This is a genomic window from Acinetobacter sp. ANC 5414 (assembly GCF_013004295.1).
Taxonomy (GTDB): Bacteria; Pseudomonadota; Gammaproteobacteria; order Pseudomonadales; family Moraxellaceae; genus Acinetobacter.
This window is the reverse complement of sequence record NZ_JABERM010000030.1, coordinates 198,733-219,267: the sequence shown is the minus strand read 5'-3', so window position 1 is coordinate 219,267 and position 20,535 is coordinate 198,733. Positions and strand designations below refer to the sequence as shown.

At 40.7% G+C, this 20,535-nt stretch carries 14 protein-coding genes and 2 pseudogenes; 1 reads left to right on the top strand and 15 read right to left on the bottom strand.

The window, feature by feature from the left end; translation table 11 throughout:
• Nucleotide 1: 1 nt before the first annotated feature.
• From HLH18_RS13650 to HLH18_RS16120, 8 genes and pseudogenes are all read right to left on the bottom strand, one after another.
• On the bottom strand, nt 2-1,315 hold the full coding sequence (locus HLH18_RS13650; RefSeq protein WP_171547262.1) for an MFS transporter: 1,314 nt from the start codon (nt 1,313-1,315) through the stop codon (nt 2-4).
• Between the two features lie 148 nt (nt 1,316-1,463).
• A complete protein-coding gene (locus tag HLH18_RS13645; RefSeq protein WP_171547261.1) occupies nt 1,464-2,720 on the bottom strand; it encodes a DcaP family trimeric outer membrane transporter in 1,257 nt (418 codons plus the stop codon).
• Nucleotides 2,721-3,251: 531 nt separating this feature from the next.
• A pseudogene (locus HLH18_RS16290) lies at nt 3,252-3,392 on the bottom strand (Fic family protein); the annotation flags it as partial.
• Nucleotides 3,393-3,835: 443 nt separating this feature from the next.
• Nucleotides 3,836-4,951, bottom strand: coding sequence for an NAD(P)-dependent alcohol dehydrogenase (locus HLH18_RS13635; protein ID WP_171547260.1), 1,116 nt, complete (start codon nt 4,949-4,951; stop codon nt 3,836-3,838).
• A 33-nt stretch (nt 4,952-4,984) separates the two neighbouring features.
• Complete coding sequence (locus HLH18_RS13630) at nt 4,985-6,439, bottom strand: benzaldehyde dehydrogenase (RefSeq protein WP_171547259.1); 1,455 nt, start codon at nt 6,437-6,439, stop codon at nt 4,985-4,987.
• Between the two features lie 101 nt (nt 6,440-6,540).
• Nucleotides 6,541-7,422, bottom strand: coding sequence for a transporter (locus tag HLH18_RS13625; protein ID WP_171547258.1), 882 nt, complete (start codon nt 7,420-7,422; stop codon nt 6,541-6,543).
• A gap of 411 nt (nt 7,423-7,833) precedes the next feature.
• A complete protein-coding gene (locus HLH18_RS13620) occupies nt 7,834-9,630 on the bottom strand; it encodes a sigma-54-dependent Fis family transcriptional regulator (RefSeq protein ID WP_171547257.1) in 1,797 nt (598 codons plus the stop codon).
• A 691-nt stretch (nt 9,631-10,321) separates the two neighbouring features.
• Nucleotides 10,322-10,585: pseudogene (locus HLH18_RS16120) on the bottom strand (hypothetical protein).
• Between the two features lie 205 nt (nt 10,586-10,790).
• Between HLH18_RS16120 and ppk1 the strand changes: the two are divergent.
• Nucleotides 10,791-12,872: a polyphosphate kinase 1 gene (ppk1, locus tag HLH18_RS13615; RefSeq protein ID WP_171547256.1), complete on the top strand. Its 2,082-nt coding sequence runs from the start codon at nt 10,791-10,793 to the stop codon at nt 12,870-12,872.
• A gap of 303 nt (nt 12,873-13,175) precedes the next feature.
• Here ppk1 and HLH18_RS13610 read toward each other — a convergent pair whose 3' ends face one another.
• The 7 genes from HLH18_RS13610 to HLH18_RS13580 all read right to left on the bottom strand — a co-directional run bounded on the left by HLH18_RS13610 (nt 13,176) and on the right by HLH18_RS13580 (nt 20,504).
• Nucleotides 13,176-13,775 carry a DapH/DapD/GlmU-related protein gene (locus tag HLH18_RS13610; RefSeq protein ID WP_171547255.1) on the bottom strand — a complete coding sequence of 200 codons (600 nt, stop codon included), beginning with the start codon at nt 13,773-13,775 and terminating at the stop codon, nt 13,176-13,178.
• Between the two features lie 28 nt (nt 13,776-13,803).
• Complete coding sequence (paaX, locus tag HLH18_RS13605; protein WP_171547254.1) at nt 13,804-14,745, bottom strand: phenylacetic acid degradation operon negative regulatory protein PaaX; 942 nt, start codon at nt 14,743-14,745, stop codon at nt 13,804-13,806.
• 63 nt (nt 14,746-14,808) lie between these two features.
• A complete protein-coding gene (gene paaK, locus HLH18_RS13600) occupies nt 14,809-16,101 on the bottom strand; it encodes a phenylacetate--CoA ligase PaaK (RefSeq protein ID WP_171547253.1) in 1,293 nt (430 codons plus the stop codon).
• Nucleotides 16,102-16,161: 60 nt separating this feature from the next.
• Entirely contained in the window at nt 16,162-17,373 is a 1,212-nt protein-coding gene (pcaF, locus tag HLH18_RS13595) for a 3-oxoadipyl-CoA thiolase (RefSeq protein ID WP_171547252.1), read from the bottom strand.
• Nucleotides 17,374-17,385: 12 nt separating this feature from the next.
• Nucleotides 17,386-18,939 (bottom strand): 3-hydroxyacyl-CoA dehydrogenase, encoded by a 1,554-nt coding sequence (locus HLH18_RS13590; RefSeq protein ID WP_171547251.1) that lies wholly within the window; start codon nt 18,937-18,939, stop codon nt 17,386-17,388.
• Between the two features lie 3 nt (nt 18,940-18,942).
• Nucleotides 18,943-19,734 (bottom strand): 2-(1,2-epoxy-1,2-dihydrophenyl)acetyl-CoA isomerase PaaG, encoded by a 792-nt coding sequence (gene paaG / locus HLH18_RS13585; protein ID WP_171547250.1) that lies wholly within the window; start codon nt 19,732-19,734, stop codon nt 18,943-18,945.
• The gene (locus HLH18_RS13580; RefSeq protein WP_005104871.1) at nt 19,734-20,504 is read right to left on the bottom strand and encodes an enoyl-CoA hydratase-related protein; all 771 of its coding nucleotides are present in this window, start codon (nt 20,502-20,504) and stop codon (nt 19,734-19,736) included. The genes paaG and HLH18_RS13580 overlap by 1 nt, the downstream gene beginning before the upstream one ends.
• Nucleotides 20,505-20,535: the final 31 nt, after the last annotated feature.

The following is a 20,535-nucleotide window of genomic DNA, read 5'->3' as shown; positions in this document are numbered from 1 at the left end:
ATTAAGACTTCGCTAAATCAAGAGTTGCATTTAGAGGCTGAGTCTTTTTATTGAATCGGAAGCCATTAATCGTAATTAGCAAACCAATAACCGTAACGATAGCAACGTAGTAGGCTGGTGCCAAGTTATTACCAGTCTCTGCAATTAAATAAGTTGCGATATAAGGTGCTGTTCCACCAAGTAGACCATATGCCAAGTTGTATGACAGTGCACTCGCGCTATATCGAATATGAGCAGGAAATAATTCAACCATCAATAATGGAGTAATCGTACAGATAAAGCCCATCACGATACCAAAAATACTTAGACCAATAATCGATGTTGTTAAGTCACCCGTACTAAGTAATTGGAAAGCAGGTACAATTAAGAGAGACATTACAATTGCTGATACAAGGGCTACTTTTGGAATACCTATACGATCAATTAATTTACCCGCAAAATAACACGCAAATGAGAACAAGATTAAAGCGATAATATACACTGATAATGCCTGTGGTCTCGCCATTTGTGCAGTATTTGTCATAAAGGTAATCGTATACCCTGTGAGCATATAGAAACCAAGACCATTCAAAGATGCCCAACCAAATAGGGTCAACATATTCATTTTTGAAGCTTTGAATGCTTCAACTAAAGGAGCATGCTTTTCTTCTTTAACCTGAGTTTGAATCGCCTGGAATTCTGGAGTTTCTTCTACTTTATTACGTAAATATAAACCTACAATTCCTAATGGGCCAGCGATCATAAATGGAACTCGCCATCCCCAAGAGTTAATTACTTCTGGATCTAACAGTTGAGTCATAATTAGACCAACTAATGCTCCACCAATAATACCTAACGCCGTTGCAATAGGATTAATACTACCGTAAAGTGCTTTTTTACCCTTTGGAGCAAACTCGATTACAAAAGAACTTGAGCCTGCATATTCACCACCAGCTGATAGCCCTTGGCAAACTCGCCAAACTACCAATAAAATTGGAGCCATCAGTCCAATAGACTCATATGTAGGTGTTAAACCGATAGCTAAGGTTGCAATACTCATGAGTAATACTGCAGCAGATAAGGCTTTTTTACGTCCATACTTATCACCATAATGCCCAAATATTACCCCACCAATCGGTCTAGCTAAAAATCCTAATGCAAAGACTGCAAATGTCGCCAATAAGCCTGTTGTTGGATTATCTGAAGGGAAAAAGTGTATTGCGATAATAGCAGCAAATTGTGCATACAACACAAAGTCAAACCATTCGACAAAGTTACCAATCCCTGCTGCTGTAATTGCTTTTTTACGAGCTTTTGCATCAATTGTTTTTTGCATTTCACTACTCCTTAATTTTGGTCAATCCAAATCCTATGGAATGCGCAAATTAATTTTTTTGATACTTTTCATTCATTAGAATCAGTTAAAAGTGGACTTTCTGTCTAATACTGATTCAATATCTAATCCATATCATTTTGATATCAACTTAGAATTTATAAATTGCAGCCAAATTCAGACGTGACACATCAACATCACTTCCATTAAAGACTTCTCGATTGCCATAGTGATACTCAACACCTAGATCTAAACTCTTAATTGGTGTGAAATATATATTTGCAGCATAATCCGTGAGGGTTTTATTCATTAAAGGATTGTTTTTAGCGTATGCAGTATCATCAGCGTACTGAAACAACGAGGCTGCTAAGTTCATCCGCCATAAAGGATTAAACTTATGTGAAAAGCCAATTACATAACTATCAAGCTCATTTAAATCCAAGTCATCTTCAGCAGCATTCACAGAAAAATCTCCCCCTGCTAAAGCATTATTTGCTGTTGATCCTTGAGCTGTGTAAGGAAGAAATTTCTGATCTCCCTCAATGTGATAATAATTTCCTTGAATTGAGCTAGATGGAGTTATCTGGTACTTCAAACCGGTACCCACTCCCCATCCCAACTTGTCTATATCTTTATCAGCTAAATGTGCTCGTTTTTCATTAACAAATCCTTGTACGAGCCCTGTAATGTCACCATTTTTATAAGTATATTTTGCTGTTAATGCTGGTAGCTCAGAAGAACGGCTGTTCACATATTCCAAAGCAGTTTTTAAATTATGGTGTTCGTCCAAAGTAAAATTATATCTAACCTGAGGTACGCGAACCCATGCTGTACCAAGGAATGCCGTGTAATCAACACTTTCGGTAGCCGTTTCCAAATTCCCTGTTAAAGAAACAGTTTGACCTAATAGCCAATTATTATAATCGATATAAGCATGACGTATTCTTAGCTTGCCATCACCTGAACCACCATCCCAAAAATCGGTTTCGATCTTAGCGTTTAAATCCTTACCATTGATATTTTTCTTTAAATCCACACCTAATCTTGAGGCTGTTAAGTTAAATTCTGATCGGTTTCCGTTTGTTCCTTCTAACGGCACAGAGTTTAACTTCCCAAATGTACCACCGTTAGATGACTCAAAATCAATTGCTCCATCTAAACGTAATTGTCCGTAAAACCTCAAATCATGTTCTGAAAATTGTGACTTAGAGTTATTATTTTTAAGTTGGTCTTGTTTAATTTCCTGCTGTTGACTAATTAGATACTGGCGAACTTTACGATCTTCCTCCATTTGCTGTTTTAATAATAAAATTTGATTTTCTAATTCTAGAATCTTTGAGTCGACCTGATTAGCATATGCTGGTGACACCATAATTCCCAACATACAGATAACGAGTTTTTTCTTCATCACATATTCCTTAATATTTTCTATCCATTTCTATGCTTTGCATAGACAAACATAAGATCAGACAAATACAGGCTTAGTGTCTAATATTGTTTAGATATCATCTAAATATTGATTTAGTATTTGTTTTTTATAGACGAGTATAATTTATTCAAAATTATGATGAATACTTGATTAATATTTTTTCTAATAAGAAATACAGATATTCCGCTGTAGAAGTATCAATAAAAACAGATAGTTAACTCGCCAATTTTAGCATCCGGAACTCCCTAGGGGATTTCATTTTTAATCCATGGCATGTGCGATATGTACTTTTTACCTAGAGCAATCTCTAGAGCATGTTTGAGAATTTCAGTTTCTACAGTTTTACGTCCCAGAATTTTTTTTAGTTGTTTGATCTTTGTCAAAAGTCCAAGAATAGACGAAATTTGTCTAGGAGAATGGTAGCAGTCCACCTATCGCTATCTATATTCCTTATACGCTTGCCAGTTGAAGATACGATAGATTTTAGCTGCAGTCTGATTCATCTGAGAATTATATTGCTGAATAAGCCGTTACGGACTGGTTTGTGCAACAAAGCCGTTTATTAGGGATAGTGCGCTCAATCAGCTCAGCTTCAATTGCTGGATTTAGATAGTTCTTTTGAAATGTTGCACGATGGGACAACCCTAATAATTACATCAATTCTAATAAAGCGGAAGTTCGGCATCGTTACCGTAAATTTAATGACTGGGATATTTTATCGGGGCTGACCCCAAAAAATTTAAAAGAATTATTTCAACGCCTGAATTTTATCAAAACACAACCTTCAATGGTCAGCTGGAGATACTATAACCAGAACATGGCAGCATGTGCCACTCCAATTATCACCAATCGACCAAAGAGACGGATTGGCTTGCTTCCCCCTTCTCTTTTTCCTTAGCAAATAATATTGTAGATTTTTAGTGATTGAATTGGCCTTAAAGTCATTAGTGGCTAATTGGACAAAGTTTGCTGGCTATAAAGATATGCCATATCTCATTATTACGTGATCAGTTATCCACAAAAGCATTGGTAATTAATAGTGATAAATAATAGATAAAAGAAGACATGATCACGCATGACCATGTCTTCAGATTTTATGCAATTTTAATAATAGGCTTGAGTGTTATGCCCTTATGACTATCCATAGCGGCTTGATTAATTTCATCAAACGCATAGAATTTCACAAGTTTATCAAACGGGAATTGGCCTTGCTGATAAAGCTTAACCAGTTCAGGAATGAACTTTTTAGGTGAACCACTTCCTTCGACCACACCCAAAATCGTTTTCCCGCCTAACAGTAAATCATTCACATCAAATTGAGCTGTGGTTCCTAAAGGTGGCGCACCAACTACGGCAATCTTGCCCAAAATACCAAGTGCATCAATACCTTGTTTCAATATTTCAGGTCGTCCAGTTGACTCCAGAGCAAAATTGATTCCTCCACCCGTTATTTCTTTAATCGCCTCTACAGGGTCTTGAGTCTTACTATTAATCACATGCGTCGCACCTAACTGCTTGGCTAACTCTAAACGTGATTCAACTATATCAACAGCGATGATGGTTGATGCACCACATACCTTTGCTGCTAGTAAGGCACTTAAACCCACTGCACCCGCGCCCCATGTCACAAAACTACTGGCAGGTGTAACTTTAAGAGCATTAATACATGCACCAGCACCCGTTTGAATACCACAACCTAAAGGACCAAGTAATTCAATCGGCACATCTTTAGTAACTTTAACAGCGTTATTTTCACGGCTTAACGCATACGTTGCAAAAGAAGACTGAGCAAAGAAATGGTCATGTACAACACCATGATCATGGGTACAAATTGCACTTTTCCCTTCTAAATCTGCACCACTAAAATTACGTCCGAAAAACTCTGAGCAATAGGCAGGATTCCCCGTATTACACTGCGCACATTTGCCACAGTAACCATAACTTAGAACCACATGATCTCCTACTTCAAGGTCAGTGACATTCGGTCCAATCGCTTCGATAATGCCCGCACCCTCATGTCCAAGAACAGCAGGCAAAGGCACTGGATAATATTGATCACGCACAATTAAGTCGGTATGACACATACCTGTGGCAACAACCTTCACCAAGACTTCATCACCTTTCGGTTGGCGAATTTTTAAAGGCTGCAATTCAAAATCTGCACCTTTACATGCTGTCACTGCAGCAACAATGTTTTTCATTTCGTTCATGTAATTACTTCCTGTAATGAATGGTTATATGAATTAAAAAGGATAATGTGGCGCTTGAGCCTGTACAGTCATCCATTGCCATTGGGTAAATTCATCCACATTGGCGGGTCCCCCAATACGTGTGCCGTTACCTGATGCACCAAAACCTCCAAATGGATTGACGGTTTCATCATTCACGGTTTGATCATTGATATGTAGCAAACCAACTTTAAGCTGAGCACCGAGCTGCATACCTCTTCCAATATTCGAGGTAATAATCCCAGCTGAAAGTCCATAGTTCCCATCATTTGCCAACTCAATAGCTTCTTCATCTGTGCCAAAAGGAATCAGTACAGCAACCGGCCCAAAAATTTCTTCGGTGAAAATTGAGTTATTCGACGTCACGTCAGCAAGCACTGTAGGTTCAAAGAAGACGCCATTCGCACGTCCACCAATTTCCAATTTAGCACCTTCTGAAACTGCTGCGTTGACCAATTGCTCTACACGTTGTGCTTGCTTGGCATTAATCAGTGGTCCAATCGTGACATTGCTGTCGCAAGGATTACCCACAACAAAATTCTTCACCTTTTCAATCACACACTGTTTAACTTGTGCATAAATCTTTTGATGGATTAAGATTTTCCCCGCAGTCATACAAATTTGACCTGAATGCAAAAAGGCTCCCCATGCAATATTTTCAGCGGCAAGTTCAATATCCGCATCGTCCAAAATAATCAGTGAGTTTTTACCCCCTAATTCCAAGGAAACTTTCTTCAAGGTCTTTGCCGCATTTGCACCCACAATTCGACCGACATGTGTAGAACCTGTAAATTGAATACTGGCAATATTTTGATCTAATGCAAGGGCTTCACCAACTTCTGCGCTACCTGGCAATACATGTAAGAGTCCCTTTGGCAAACCTGCCAATTCAAAAATTCGGGCAATCACATAACCACTACACACTGCCGTACGTTCGTCAGGCTTAAGTACAACAGCATTACCTAATGCCAAGGCAGGAGCTACAGCACGTAAAGCTAAATATAATGGGAAATTAAAAGGAGAAATGACTCCAACCACCCCCAAAGGTACACGTTTAGCTATACTTAACTTTCCATTTTGTGTGGGTAATAACGTGCCCTGATCAGCAGCAGGCAAAGCAATACAATGTTTAAGCACTTGAATCGCAATGCTAACTTCAAAGCCAGCTTTAAGCTGTAAAGAACCACTTTCTTTAACCAACCACTCAATTACTTCTGCTTGATTTTCTGTTAGTAAATATACTGCTCGTTCAAATACTGCTTGGCGTTCTTGATAGCTCATCTCCCACCATTGTTGCTGTACCATCTTGGCTTGTTGGGCAGCCACCACAACATCCTGAGCTGAAGCATAACCAATTTCACCCAAACTGTGCCCTGTTGCCACTTCAACCACACCATAACTGAGTTGAGCTGATTGCCATGCACCGTTAAACAGTTTTTTATCCCAAATTTCTTTTATTAATATCGACATAAAGACCTCTTGATAATGGATTTATAGAGCCCACACATCCTTGCATTTTCATCGTTGTAAAATTAACGCGATGAATGTGTAGTCTTAGCACATGCTTTGAATTAAAAAATGTAAAGCAGGCGTAAATTCAGTCCCAAGTCTTTTTTAAATCCACTTTCGACCTGTGTATCTGAAACTAACTGCGTACTCAGTTGCGTTTTGGCATTCAGCATTTGTTGAAATTCGAATCGGACCTGCTGCTTTTCCATATTTTGATCAAGGTGAATGCCATCTAACGATTGTTCACCACCATAATTAGCCGCGTAGCCCAAAGCAACTCTTTGCGTTGCATTCAAGTCATAACGTAAATTGATTTGTGTTTGATAACTGCTATCTTGTGACAGCGTTTGATGACCATCGCCTGCTTCATCATTGTCACCATACCAAATGACATCTTGATAAAACTCTAAACCCAATTTTCCATAAAGCGGTTGTACCCATGCCATTTGTAAATCATATTTAAAGCGGTTTTCCCCCAGATTTACGGCATCATGCTTATCATAGCTTCCTATGGGTAAAGTAATTAATGGGGTTAATGCGAAGTAACGCCCAGAAGTACCTTGTTCAGGTTGATTGATCAGCCAAAATGAAGAGGCAATAATCGGATCTGCAAAACCTGAGGCATCATTTAAATGTACTCCTCCAATTTGGGTATTCCGTACTGATCCAAATGGCAAAATAATTTGAGGATCTGCGCGTACACCCGCAATATCGGTGAAATGAATAAAACGTGCTATACCAACATCTGAGGTAGAGTCCGCATCAGTTTTATGACCATTTTGATAATAGCCATTCATTTCACTATGTTGATAATAGAACACACCAACATTTGTTCCTTTAGGTAAAGCGGTGTAATCCCCTACATTGACATCAATCGCATAACTATGCTGAGCCAAGAAAGAACCCAACATCAGAATTAACGCATTTTGATTCCTAAAATGCATAACATGTTCCCTTTTATCCAAATTTTCCTTAATCACTCATCTCTTTTTTTAAAGGTGTGCAGGGCATTTTAATCCCTATAAGATTTCCAAAAACATTGAGTACCTTTCTCAATTGAGTATGAGTAAAACAATAATTGCAGTTTACATGCCAACTTTTAAATTGATAAAAAACAATATCTTAAATTTGAATTAAAATTCATGCTGTCCATAATCCAGACACAATAAAAAGGACTGTCCAATTACTGGACAGTCCTTTGTAAAGGCATATTTAGAAAAGCATTAAAGAACGATGGTTTCAAAATATCGACATAAGATGAGTAATACTCCAGATGCTGTACTTGAATAGCCAAGAACCAGCATTGAATAGAAAAATATCTGCGAGAACGCTACAGAGGTCATCAGGAATAACGATTAACTACTGATGTATTTATAGACTGTTGTTCTGGAAATATTTAAGCGCTTTGCAGTACGCGCAATATTACCATGTTCTTCATCTAGCACCTGCATGACCATGTGCTTGGTCATTGCATTCAAATTATTGTTTTCCAAACTCAGTATCGACTGATTTTTATTTTGAGCGCTCAATGGGCAATCATGCAAATAAAGCTGATTCAACACATCATCGTCATTAAATGCAGCTGATAACCGAACAATATGAATCAGTTCTCGGATATTGCCAGACCATGGATAGGCATTAAATTGTTGCTCCACTTTAGCAGACCACTGGAGCACCCCAAACTGATCCAGAATTTGATGAAAGATCTCTTGTTTATTTTGACGTAAACGTAAGGGTTCTAAATGTACTTGAAAACCGCAGATTCGATAATACAAATCGCGACGAAATGACTGCTGTTCAATTTTAGATGTAAGATCCTGATGCGTTGCGCATAACAACTTGAAAGAAGACTTCATGGGTTTACGCCCACCCACACGATAGAACTGCTGATCCTGTAGAACCCTTAGAATTTTGACTTGCAAATGCAAAGGTAAATCACCAATCTCATCGAGAAAGAGAATCCCTTGATCTGCCAGTTCAATAAGCCCTTTTTCGCCTTGTTTCTTAGCACCTGTAAATGCTCCGCCTTCATAACCAAATAATTCAGATTCAAGTAAATGATCTGGAATAGCACCACAATTAATGGAAATAAATGGTAAGCCTGGATCAAGGTGCTGATGCAATTGTTGTGCAAAATGATCTTTCCCTGTACCCGTCTCTCCTGTAATAAGGACTGGAATATCTGCTTTTAATGCTTTCAGTGCCTGATCCAAAATATGGTTCGATGCTATTTGCTTTGGATATTTTAGAGTATCTATATTCAACTGACTTAATTTTGCATAAAAAAATGCATGATCATAACTTTGAATCAAAAATGAATCGCTCGAATTTAATTGACTGAGAATTTCAGTGAAAAAGAAATCATGGATAGTTTTGTCTAACAACTGATCTATAGCACAATTCAGCAGCTTTAATGCCATTTGATTCGCTTTGATAATTTTTCCATGTTCATCAAGCACAATCATTCCTGTATAAGCATTCTCAAGTAAGTCTTTAGAATGTTGGAAATAAAGTACTCGCTGTTCGGGTCGCAACGCAGCATGAATAATTTTATTTTCTAAAATATAGCTTTGATAAAGCAAATGCCGAAGCCAGTTACTTGCCAATAAACCTTTAGGTGAGGTGATATCTAAAGCACCAAGGACGACACCTGCACCATTAAAGATCGGCACTGAGGCACAAGAATAATTAGCAAATTCATCCAAATAATGTTGATGCCCTGTCATAATCATGGGCTGTTTAGATAAAACACTGCACGTTGGAGCAATCGCACCAAATATGGAAGGATCAATCACTCGACCTGTTCGTAAAAAATGATACTGTCGATCTAAATCAGGATTATGTCTTTCTGCAATAATTTTTAGCTGATGATTAATCAAAAATACACAAACATCCTGCTGCCCAAAAAGTTGCCAAATATCATTTAAAACTACATCAGCCAGTGCAGCAAATTTCATGTCCTCTCCTGAGAGAGGATCAATTTGAAAGTCATACAAGGTAGTGTGTTGGGAAAAAGGACTTAAGCCTGCTTTTTTTGCACTTTCCCAAGCCTGCAATATAGGAGAGTCTCGCTGTACTACTTCTGGAAGCTCTCCACTATGGTAAAAATTGTATTTTATATTCTTCCAAGATATTTCAGATAAACCATCCATGTAGATATCCCTAATCAATATTTTTTAATTCCCTTCATCCTCATTTGAACAAACTTTTTGACGCCTCGCAACACACGTCGTTTAAGTTTTCATGATCGATGAAAAACTTTTTAATATCGACATTTCCTCCCACTTTGCCCCAATCATAGCCAATTCCTTTGTTACTTCTACGTTTCTGTATAGATTAATTCCATAATATTATTCAAGGATAATAGAACCTAAATCTCTGAGTTATATGGCTATTACTTGGCAAGAGGATATTCAGGAATTGAGGAATTTTATAAAAAATTTTCGGTTGTACTTTCTTAAACCTATAGATATTTAAGATGATCATCAGCAATCAATGTATTAAGTAAACTGAGTCAGATTACCCCTATCTTGAACTATAAAAACAAAAAAGGTCTAACAGATTTGAATGAAATTAGAAAAAATGGAAAGAAAAAAGGCTCACCCCCTTTAGATATAAGTCTTTCAGCTTTATATAACGTCATATTAAGCTAGGTATTTGATGGAGATGCTAGCAGGTTAACTCAGATTTGAAATTTAATAAAATCTGAAACTTAAAGTCTAAAATCGCATAGATTTACCCTTGCAACCCTCTCAATCCTAAAAACTATTACTTCTCATAGTAAGTTCATGAACTTATTAAATTAAAACAACGCATTTAAGTTAAGCTAAATGATTAAAATCATTAATAATTATTCATTAATAAAATTATGAAGTGAACTTCAGGGGGAACATAAGTTAAATTACGTTTTCCAAATTGAAGTTGATATTTATCTAACGTAATTTTTATTTCTATATTTTATTTTTGTGGTACTCAAAGCAGAATTCGCTACGTCAGAGGCAAATTTAGGATCATTCATCAATTTTGAAAACAATTTATATCCCATGAATGCCTGACTTGAAATATTTCTTTTATATTGTTTTCAATGACTTGATATAAGTCACGCACAGGAAACGTTCATATTATCTACAGCTTATTGTCTATATAGAGAACACTTTATAAAAATAAAATATGAATAAAATATTTTTTAATTACAATTATTTAATTTTAACTTTTAGTCTAAGTAAAAGTGAATTTGTAATATTTCTGTCACAATTTGTTCTTAATATCCCTGCCGAGTCAAATCAGGCTTGTTAGAAGAACAGTATTTATTATGTCGGCTGCAAAAAAAAACTTACATAACTCTCATACCTATATAAACCGTGAACTTTCCTTACTGGAATTTCATAAACGTGTTTTGGCACAGGCAAAAGATAGCTGTCATCCTTTACTGGAGAGATTCAAGTTTTTAATTATCTTTTCAAGTAATTTAGATGAATTTTTTGAGATTCGAGTCGCAGGCTTAATGAAGCAGCTCGACCTTAAATTGATCACCAGCGCCCCTGATAGCATTCCCAATGAAGTGATTTTGCAACAAATATCAGAAACGGCACATCGTGCGGTTGAAGAACAATATAAGATTTTAAATCAAACATTATTGCCAGAACTTCAAAATTACGGCATTCGATTTATCCAGTTTAACGACATCTTAGAACGGCATCACGAGTGGATTAAAAATTACTTTTTCAAACAAATTCAGCCAGTTGTAACACCAATCAGCTTAGACCCTGCTCATCCATTTCCACGCTTAGTCAATAAAAGTCTTAATTTTATCGTATCATTAGAAGGTCAAGATGCTTTTGGCCGTCATATAGATTTAGCCATTGTTCCCGCGCCTAGATCTCTTCCTCGTGTTGTTCGGTTACCGGATGAATTATGTCCTAAAGGTGAGCAACATTACATTTTACTGTCTGCCATGATCCAATATTATGTCAATGATCTGTTTCCTGGAATGACTGCTACGGGTTGCTACCAATTTCGCGTGACAAGAAATGCAGATTTGACTTTAGCAGCAGATGTAGATGATCTTGCGATCGCCTTGAAAGACGAACTTTCATCTCGCCGCTTTGGTCGTGCGGTAAGATTGGAAGTCGATCAAAAGTGTCCAGACAAACTGAATAATTATTTATTGGAACAGTTTAATCTGACCCAGCAAGAACTTTATCGAGTAAATGGCCCGGTCAATTTAACCCGTTTCTTTATCGATTTTGATATTCCAGAACTTAACTTCAAGCCCTTTCAGCCTGTTATTCCCAAAGCGCTACGCAATCAGAGTCTCATTTTTGATGTATTAAAAAAAGAAGATGTTCTTTTGCATCATCCTTTTGATTCTTTTCAGCCTGTGATTAATCTACTCAGAGAAGCAGCAAAAGACCCGCATGTTTTAGCAATAAAACAAACCTTATATAGAAGTGGTCCCGATTCTGAAATTGTCCAAGCACTGGTAGAAGCAGCACGAAATGGTAAAGAAGTCACTGCAATTATTGAACTTCGTGCCCGTTTTGATGAAGAATCAAACATTATTGTCGCCAATCTTTTACAAGAAGCAGGTGCAGTTGTGGTGTACGGCATTGTTGGCTACAAAACCCATGCAAAAATGATTTTGATCGTGCGTAGAGAAGGTGAAAACCTGCGTCGATACGTACATTTGGGTACAGGGAACTACCATGCTGGCAATGCCAAAATGTATACAGATTACGGCCTTCTCACCACAGATTATGATATAGCAGAAGATGTGCATAAGATTTTTCAAGAGCTGACTGGTATGGGACGAATGGCCAAACTGAAAAAATTATTTCATGCGCCATTTACCTTACATGACCAGCTTTTACACTATATTGAACAGGAAACTCAGTTTGCCCTTTCAGGCCAACCTGCGCGTATTATTATTAAAGTGAATGCATTAACCGAGCCTCAACTGATCTCGGCCTTATATCAAGCGTCACAAGCCGGGGTAAAAATTGACTTAATTATTCGTTCAATTTGCTGTTTACGACCACAAGTTGAAGGCCTATCTGAAAATATTACAGTGCGTTCCATTGTAGGAAGATATTTAGAGCATACCCGTGTTTATTATTTTTATCATAATGGTGCAGAAAAATTATATTGTGCCAGCGCCGACTGGATGGGGAGAAATTTATTCTCCAGAGTTGAAAGCTGTTTTCCAATCGAGAATAAAAAAATTAAAAAACAGATTATCCAAGATGGCCTGCTCAGCTATTTAAAAGATAATACAAGAGCCTGGGAACTTGATGCGAATAGCCAATGGACTTTGACACAGCCGAAAGAGAATGAGGAAAAGTTTATGGCTCAAAAATACTTAATAGCTCAAAGGGAAATTAAAACCAAATCCTGAACTGTTTTAGTTATCTAGTTTTGATAAAAAATAAAGAAAAATTAATCTAATACGAATTATATGAAGCCCAGATACTAGATCTGGGCTTTTTCCTGTTATTTCTATTTGCGACTTACATTTCCGATTCATGTCACGACCATTCAGTTAACAAGGGGCTGTTGACATGTGTTGTTTAAAAAAAGCGAGAAAGTGAAATTTAATCGCTCAACCAAATCTACCTCTCGCTATGCCCCGTACAATGCTGAATGATCAACACTGGTCAAAGCTAAAAGCCTTACCGAGCAATGCTGCAATGGAAAAAAATCAACTATTTCCCTTCAGTACATGTGCCGCATTAAATTCTTTATAAGTGAGTCGATCTGCTGAATCTTCTGACAAAGGCTCAATCTCATACATAGACGAAAGGCAGCGTTCTGCAAGCTGTATATACTGCTCGGTGCCCTTAGTTTTCCATGCAATTTCTTTAGCCTCCAAGCTACGGATCACCTTGGCTGGACTACCGAGTGCCAGTGAATTTTCAGGAATCTTGGCTTTGGCTTTGACCGTGCTATTGGCACCAATAATGGTATTTTCGCCAATTTCTGCTTCATCTAGAATCACGCTGTTCATGCCCACCAGCACATTTTTGCGAATGATACAGCCATGTAAAATTGCGCCATGTCCAATATGACCATATTCTTCCACTAAGGTCACACTGTCGGGAAAACCATGAATGGTGCATGAATCTTGAACATTGGCATTTTTCTGAATACGAATGCCACCAAAATCGGCTCTTAAGGCCGCGAAAGGACCAATATAGACCCCGGCCTCAATCACGACATCGCCAATTAGCACCGCAGTCGGATGAACATAAGCTTGAGGACTGACAACAGGGATCACACCATCTATGGCATAACAAGGCATCGTTTTATTCCTTTAAAATCTGATTGCTTTAATAGCTAATTTCTTCCTGCCGCAAACCACCAAAGCGTTTATAAAACTGTGGATGTACAGGCGGCATGGAACCTTCTGACGTTCGTGCGATATCCATGAAAAATTCTTCACCCGCAGCCACCACGGTTTGATACAAGTTACTGCTTAAGTTTCGGGCATTGATGGATAACCAGTTTGATGGCAATAATTCAAATGGCAGGTTTGGATCTTTTAATAAAATGCGACGATATTGATGAATCAGTAAAATTCGCAGTTGAAAGGCCTGTACCGGTTCCAGCTCATCTTCATTTTCGACTAAATGAAAGAACTCTCTAAACACACCGATGAATTTTTCATAGCGCTGATGCAACTCCTGCACCGGCCAATTCGTCTCTACCATACGTTTCACGGTTGGATAAGATTCTTGCCAGAGCAGTAAGGCTTCTGCCTTAAATACCACCACCTGCTCTGTCATTTTTAAATTTAACAGCAAGTTTTGCAATTTGTGGTGATCACAACCCGGATAGGCCATGACATTGGTGGCAATATTGGCAAAACCTAGCCATTCCAGTTCTTTTTTTAGTAGCAGTTTATTTTCCAGTTCAACCGAACTCAGCAGCACCAGATCCCATTTCTGATTCCATTCCTGATGAGTAAAACTGTAAATTTTTTGATCTGCCATAATGAAGCGCTGGCGGCTGCTTTCAGTCACCCGATAATAACTAGTGCGGCCAATTTTCTCCGAGACCAGCCAGCCATTTTGAACCAGGCGAAACACGGCAGTACGAATGGATCTCTCGTTAAAACCAAATACGTCCATTAACTGAATTAAACTGGCAAGACTGATAATGCCACCGCGGTGAAAAATACAGTCACCAAAGATAGTCATGATTAATGAAGTCCCGCTCAGTGCTTCATTGCGAATAAAGTCATCGATTATTTGTTTTAATTTCGGATTCATTGCGTTTAACTTTACCTTATAGAAACTGGATGATAGACCATTTGGCTATCATCCAATAGAATTTCATGCAGACTTGCGGATATCAAACACACGTTGTGCTTTACCTTCCGAGCGTGGCAGACTGCCTTCTGGCAGCACTTCGACACTCACTGTGATCCCGACCATGGTTTTAATCTGGCCCTTAAGCTGAGTCGCCAGCTGATGCGCCATAATATCGCTACTATCTTTACGCATTTCGGTACGGATATGCAACGTATCCATATGTCCATGTTTACAAATATGGATTTGGTAGTTAGGGATGAGTTGCTGGATCTGTAAAATCTGCTCTTCAATCTGGGACGGGAATACATTCACACCCCGGATAATCATCATGTCATCACTGCGACCCACAATTTTATCCATTCGGCGCATGGTACGTGCCGTGCCTGGCAATAAACGGGTTAAGTCACGGGTACGATAACGAATCACCGGCATACCTTCTTTGGTAATGGTGGTGAAGACCAGCTCACCCAGTTCACCGTCTGCCAATACCTCACCTGTTTCAGGGTGAATGATTTCAGGATAGAAATGATCTTCCCAGATGGTTGGGCCATCTTTAGATTCCAGACATTCCATCGCGACGCCAGGTCCCATGACTTCTGACAGACCATAAATATCCAATGCATCAATGCCCAGGCGTTCTTCAATCTCCTTGCGCATTTCATTGCTCCATGGCTCTGCACCAAATACGCCGGTTTTAATCGAACAGTTTTTAGCAGTGCCAAATTTTTTCTCAAGCGCCTCAATAATATTCAGGCAGTAAGATGGGGTGACCATCAGTGCAGTCGGCTTAAAGTCATGAATCAGCTGCGCCTGACGTTCAGTCTGTCCACCGGACATTGGGATCACGGTTGCGCCCAAGCGTTCAACGCCATAATGTGCACCTAGACCGCCAGTAAACAGACCATAACCATAAGACACCTGAATGATATCTTTGCTGCTCAAGCCGGCTGCTCGAAGAGAACGCGCCACCACATCAGACCAGACATTAATATCATTTTGGGTATAACCAACTACGGTCGGCTGACCGGTGGTGCCAGAAGAGGCGTGCACACGTACAATCTGTTCCTGTGGCACAGCGAACATACCAAACGGATAGTTATCGCGTAGATCCTGTTTGGTGGTAAACGGGAATTTAGCCAGGTCTTCCAGTGATTTGAAATCATCCGGATGCACACCAGCATCATCAAATTTCTTTTTATAAACCGGACTGTTTTGATATGCATGCTGTAGGGTCTTTTTCATACGCTGAAGCTGAACACTACGTAATTCATCAACCGATACCGTTTCAATTTTTTCCATTGCATTGTTATTCATATTCTTACTCCTGACGCAGTCATCCTGACCACGATTTATTTCATTAATTGAATGATGTTCTTAATCCATATTTTCTAGAATCAGTGCAACTCCCTGTCCTACACCAACACACATGGTGCAGAGTGCATATTTTCCATTACGACGTTTTAGTTCTTTCATGGCCGTGATCACCAGACGGGTACCACTCATACCTAAAGGATGGCCTAAGGCAATAGCACCACCATTCGGGTTAATTCTCGAATCATTATCTTGTAGACCCAGTTCACGAATCACTGCCAGTGACTGTGAGGCAAAAGCTTCATTCAGCTCAATTACATCCATCTGCTGCAAACTCAGTCCGGTCTGCTTCAAGACTTTCTGCACGGCTGGCACCGGCCCAATGCCCATATATTTGGCTTCAACACCGGCACTGGCTATCCCGATCACTTTGGCTTTCGGGCTCAAACCATACTGCTCGGCAAACTGCTGATTCCCCAGCAATACACAAGCTGCACCGTCATTGACACCCGAAGCATTGCCGGCGGTGACTGAACCGCCTTCTTTACGAAATGGGGTTTTTAAGGCTGCCAGATTATCCAACGTCGTCTCTGCACGCGGGTGCTCATCTTGGGAAATGGTGAGAGTGGTTTTCTTCGGACCTTTGACCTCTACCGACAGAATTTCTTCGGCAAAAATACCCTTCTGCTGTGCTACTGCAGTTTTCTGCTGGCTGTGATAGGCAAATAGATCTTGATCTGCGCGGCTAATCTGGTATTTCTCGGCCACATGCTCTGCAGTTTCCGGCATGCTGTCGACGCCAAACTGCGCTTTAAATTTTGGGTTGATAAAACGCCAGCCAATCGTCGTGTCATAAATTTCAGGGGTACGGCTGAAGGCAGTCGTGGGTTTGGATTGCACATAAGGCGCACGGCTCATGGATTCTACGCCACCGGCCAAAACAAATTGTGCTTCACCCGATTTGATGGCACGTGCTCCCAGTCCAATAGCATCCAGACCTGAGGCACATAAGCGGTTCACGGTGATCGCTGGAACAGAATCAGGCAGCCCTGCGAGTAAAGCAGCCATACGCGCAACGTTACGGTTATCTTCACCGGCCTGATTGGCACAGCCCAGAATCACTTCATCCAGTTCTGCCCATGGCAATGCAGGATGCTGATCTTTCAGATATTGAATCGGTAGCGCTGCCAGATCATCGCTACGGACACTGCTCAGTCCACCGGCATAGCGTCCGATCGGGGTGCGAATTCCATCAAAAATATAAACCTGTTCCATGATTCTTCCTTATTATCCAGCTACGCGTAATGGGTGCTGCTGAGTTTTCTGTGCATGTCCCTGCACCGCTTTCTTTGCTAAATATATACTAGTTCTATAGCGATCTTCCCCATAAATATGATACATATTTTCTAAAATTTGTAAAATTGTGTAATATCCAATTCTATCTGCCCACTCGAATGGACCACAAGGGTAATTCACACCATATTTCATAGCAGAATCAATATCTTGCTCTGATGCAATAGCATGTAATACAGTTTCACACGCTTCATTCACCAACATGGCGATACTACGTATAACATAAAGACCAGGATGATCCTTAGACCAAATTAGTATCACATTCATACCTATGAGGAATAGTTCTGCCGCTTGGCGTTGTTCTTCACTACACGCCGGTGATGCAACCACCGGAATCGCCTGGGCATTAGCCCAATCTGCATGCCAGTCCATCAACACCACGGGGTCATGCGGATAAGCCAGTTCAACCGACTCGCCAAGCGATAATCGTAGGGAAAGATCACCAATCAGGATTTCATTCTGTTCTGCCGCCTGAAAAATGAGGTCCACATGAGAGGCCTGTTTTAAGCGTTCAATCAGTGCTAAGGAATGCAACCATTCACCTTTTACCGTGACTTTGAGCTTATTCAGCGACTTGGCATAACTGACTGGCAATTCATACACTGGTGCAGGCTTAGCCTGCGTATAATCATAAAAACCCTGACCGGACTTGCGACCATAACAGCCGGCATCGACCAGCTCTTTTTGAATCAAGGATGGGCGGTAGCGTGGCTCATAGAAAAATTCCTGATAGACACTTTGGGTCACCGAGAAATTCACATCCTGTCCAATCAAGTCTGTGAGTTCACACGGCCCCATGGCAAAACGGCCACATTCGCGCATGATGTAATCGAGCTGTTCCGGTGTGGTGGCATTTTCCTGCAAAGCACGAAAGGCTTCGGCATAATAAGGTCGTGCGACACGATTGACGATAAAACCGGGCGTCGATTTGGCCCGTACCGGAACTTTTTTCCAAGATGCCATCAGATCAAATACTGCATCAGCAATGACTGCTGAGGTTTTCAGTCCGCGGATAATTTCGACCAGTTTCATCACGGGGGCCGGATTAAAGAAATGCAGCCCAATCACCCGTTCCGGATTCGGAATCGCCGAGGCAATTGCGGTAATCGAAATCGAAGAAGTATTGGAAGCAAAAATCGTCTGTTCCGGGCAAATGGCAGCCAGCTGTTGAAACAGGTTTTGCTTCACTTCTTTCTTTTCGACAATGGCTTCAATAATTAAGCCCGCATCGGCAAGCTGCTGAATGTCCTCTGCCACGATCAGATTGGCGAACGTACTCTCCAGCAATTGCTGGGTCATTTTGCCATTTTGTACGCGCTTGCTGAGCTGAGCCTCTAAAGCAGTCAAGGCACTCTGAACTTTGCCGCGATCGAGATCAAACACATAGGTCGGATGCCCGTGCATGGCGGCCAATTGTGCAATGCCAATTCCCATGGTTCCAGCACCGACCACAGCAACTTTGACTTGTTCCAAATTGATCTGTTGCATGATTTAGCATCCTTTATATTCAGGGGTACGCTTCTGCATAAAGGCTTGTACACCTTCTTTATAGTCGCTTGAACGTCCAGCCAGACGTTGCAGGTCACGTTCCAGAATGAGCTGCTCATCCAGATTATTGTCGGCTGCGGCATGAATGGCTTTTTTGATCAGGGACAGACCATAGGTCGGTTGCTGTGCCAGATGCTCCGCCAATTTTTTCGCTTCTGCTTGCAGTTGCTCATCTTCAACCACCTGCCAGATCATACCCAGTTGTACTGCGCGCTCAGCCGGAATTTTATCGCCAAGCATGGCAAGGCCCATCGCTTGGGCACGTCCAACCAGACGCGGCAAGAACCAGGTGCCACCTGAATCTGGTACTAAACCTAGACGACAAAAGGCCTGAATAAAGGAAGCCGATTTTGCTGCCACCACAATGTCACACGCCAAGGCAATATTGGCGCCTGCCCCTGCTGCCACACCATTCACCGCACAAATCACCGGTTTAGGCATTTCGGTAATCAGCTTGATCAAAGGGTTGTAGTATTTTTCAATCGACAGGCCTAAGTCCGGTGCATCGGCATTCGGATCGACCACACGGTCATTCAGATCCTGACCGGCACAGAAACCACGGCCTTCGGCTGAAATCACCACGGTACGAATCTGGCTGTCTTTGGCCCAGGCCTTGATGACCTTGGAGACTTCCTGATGCATGGTTTCATTAAAGCTGTTGAGCTGTTTTGGACGGTTAAAAGTCAGGTAGCCCACTGCATTTTTTTCTTCGACAATAATTGTTTGATAATCCATTACACACCTCTAAATTCTGGTTTTCTTTTTTCTAAAAATGCATTAATGCCTTCCTGGCGATCTTGGGTCGCCGCCAGCCAGACAAAATGTTGACGTTCAAGTTTCAGTCCCTGACTTAAAGTCACTTCATGAATCGACTTTAAGGATTGCTTGATGGCACGAATGGCCAGTGGTGCCTGCTTGGCAATTTTTTCTGCCAATTCCAGTGCGTATTGCACGGTCAGTCCTGCCGGACAAACCTGACTGCTAATGCCATGTTGCAATGCGGTCTGTGCCGAAATCATTTCACCGGTCATGGCCCAGCGCATCGTCAATTGCTGACCGACCAGACGGGCCAGACGCTGTGTTCCACCGGCACCCGGCAGCATCCCTAAACCGATTTCCGGCAAGGCAAACTGGGCATTTTCTCCGGTTAGCACCATGTCACCATGCAAAGCCAACTCGAAACCTGCACCAAAAGCATAACCATTCACGGCCATGATTAAGGGCTTGGAAAATTCATCAATTTTTTTCCAAAGCAACGGACGCTGATCCTGCTGGATGCTGACCACATCTAACTGCGCCAGCTCATTTAAATCAGCACCGGCAGCAAAGCATTGCGTATTTCCGGTAATGACCACGGCTTTCACAGCAGCATCTGTTTCCAAGTCCTGTAAACAGGCTGCAATGTTTTGCAAGGTGGCATTGTTTAAGGCATTGCGCTTTTCTGGGCGGTTCAGCTCGATTAGTACCACACCTGGCTTGGGTGAGCTGGTTTTAATGTAAGTCATCCTTGAACTCCTGCTATGCTCGCGGTGCTGT

Coding starts and splice junctions, on each gene's coding strand:
- paaK (WP_171547253.1), bottom strand. CDS start 16,101: ATGAATAACAATGCAATGGAAAAAATTGAAACGGTATCGGTTGATGAA.
- HLH18_RS13620 (WP_171547257.1), bottom strand. CDS start 9,630: ATGGATGGTTTATCTGAAATATCTTGGAAGAATATAAAATACAATTTT.
- HLH18_RS13590 (WP_171547251.1), bottom strand. CDS start 18,939: ATGCAACAGATCAATTTGGAACAAGTCAAAGTTGCTGTGGTCGGTGCT.
- HLH18_RS13635 (WP_171547260.1), bottom strand. CDS start 4,951: ATGAACGAAATGAAAAACATTGTTGCTGCAGTGACAGCATGTAAAGGT.
- HLH18_RS13645 (WP_171547261.1), bottom strand. CDS start 2,720: ATGAAGAAAAAACTCGTTATCTGTATGTTGGGAATTATGGTGTCACCA.
- ppk1 (WP_171547256.1), top strand. CDS start 10,791: ATGTCGGCTGCAAAAAAAAACTTACATAACTCTCATACCTATATAAAC.
- HLH18_RS13610 (WP_171547255.1), bottom strand. CDS start 13,775: ATGCCTTGTTATGCCATAGATGGTGTGATCCCTGTTGTCAGTCCTCAA.
- HLH18_RS13625 (WP_171547258.1), bottom strand. CDS start 7,422: ATGCATTTTAGGAATCAAAATGCGTTAATTCTGATGTTGGGTTCTTTC.
- pcaF (WP_171547252.1), bottom strand. CDS start 17,373: ATGGAACAGGTTTATATTTTTGATGGAATTCGCACCCCGATCGGACGC.
- HLH18_RS13650 (WP_171547262.1), bottom strand. CDS start 1,315: ATGCAAAAAACAATTGATGCAAAAGCTCGTAAAAAAGCAATTACAGCA.
- paaG (WP_171547250.1), bottom strand. CDS start 19,734: ATGGATTATCAAACAATTATTGTCGAAGAAAAAAATGCAGTGGGCTAC.
- HLH18_RS13580 (WP_005104871.1), bottom strand. CDS start 20,504: ATGACTTACATTAAAACCAGCTCACCCAAGCCAGGTGTGGTACTAATC.
- HLH18_RS13630 (WP_171547259.1), bottom strand. CDS start 6,439: ATGTCGATATTAATAAAAGAAATTTGGGATAAAAAACTGTTTAACGGT.
- paaX (WP_171547254.1), bottom strand. CDS start 14,745: ATGAATCCGAAATTAAAACAAATAATCGATGACTTTATTCGCAATGAA.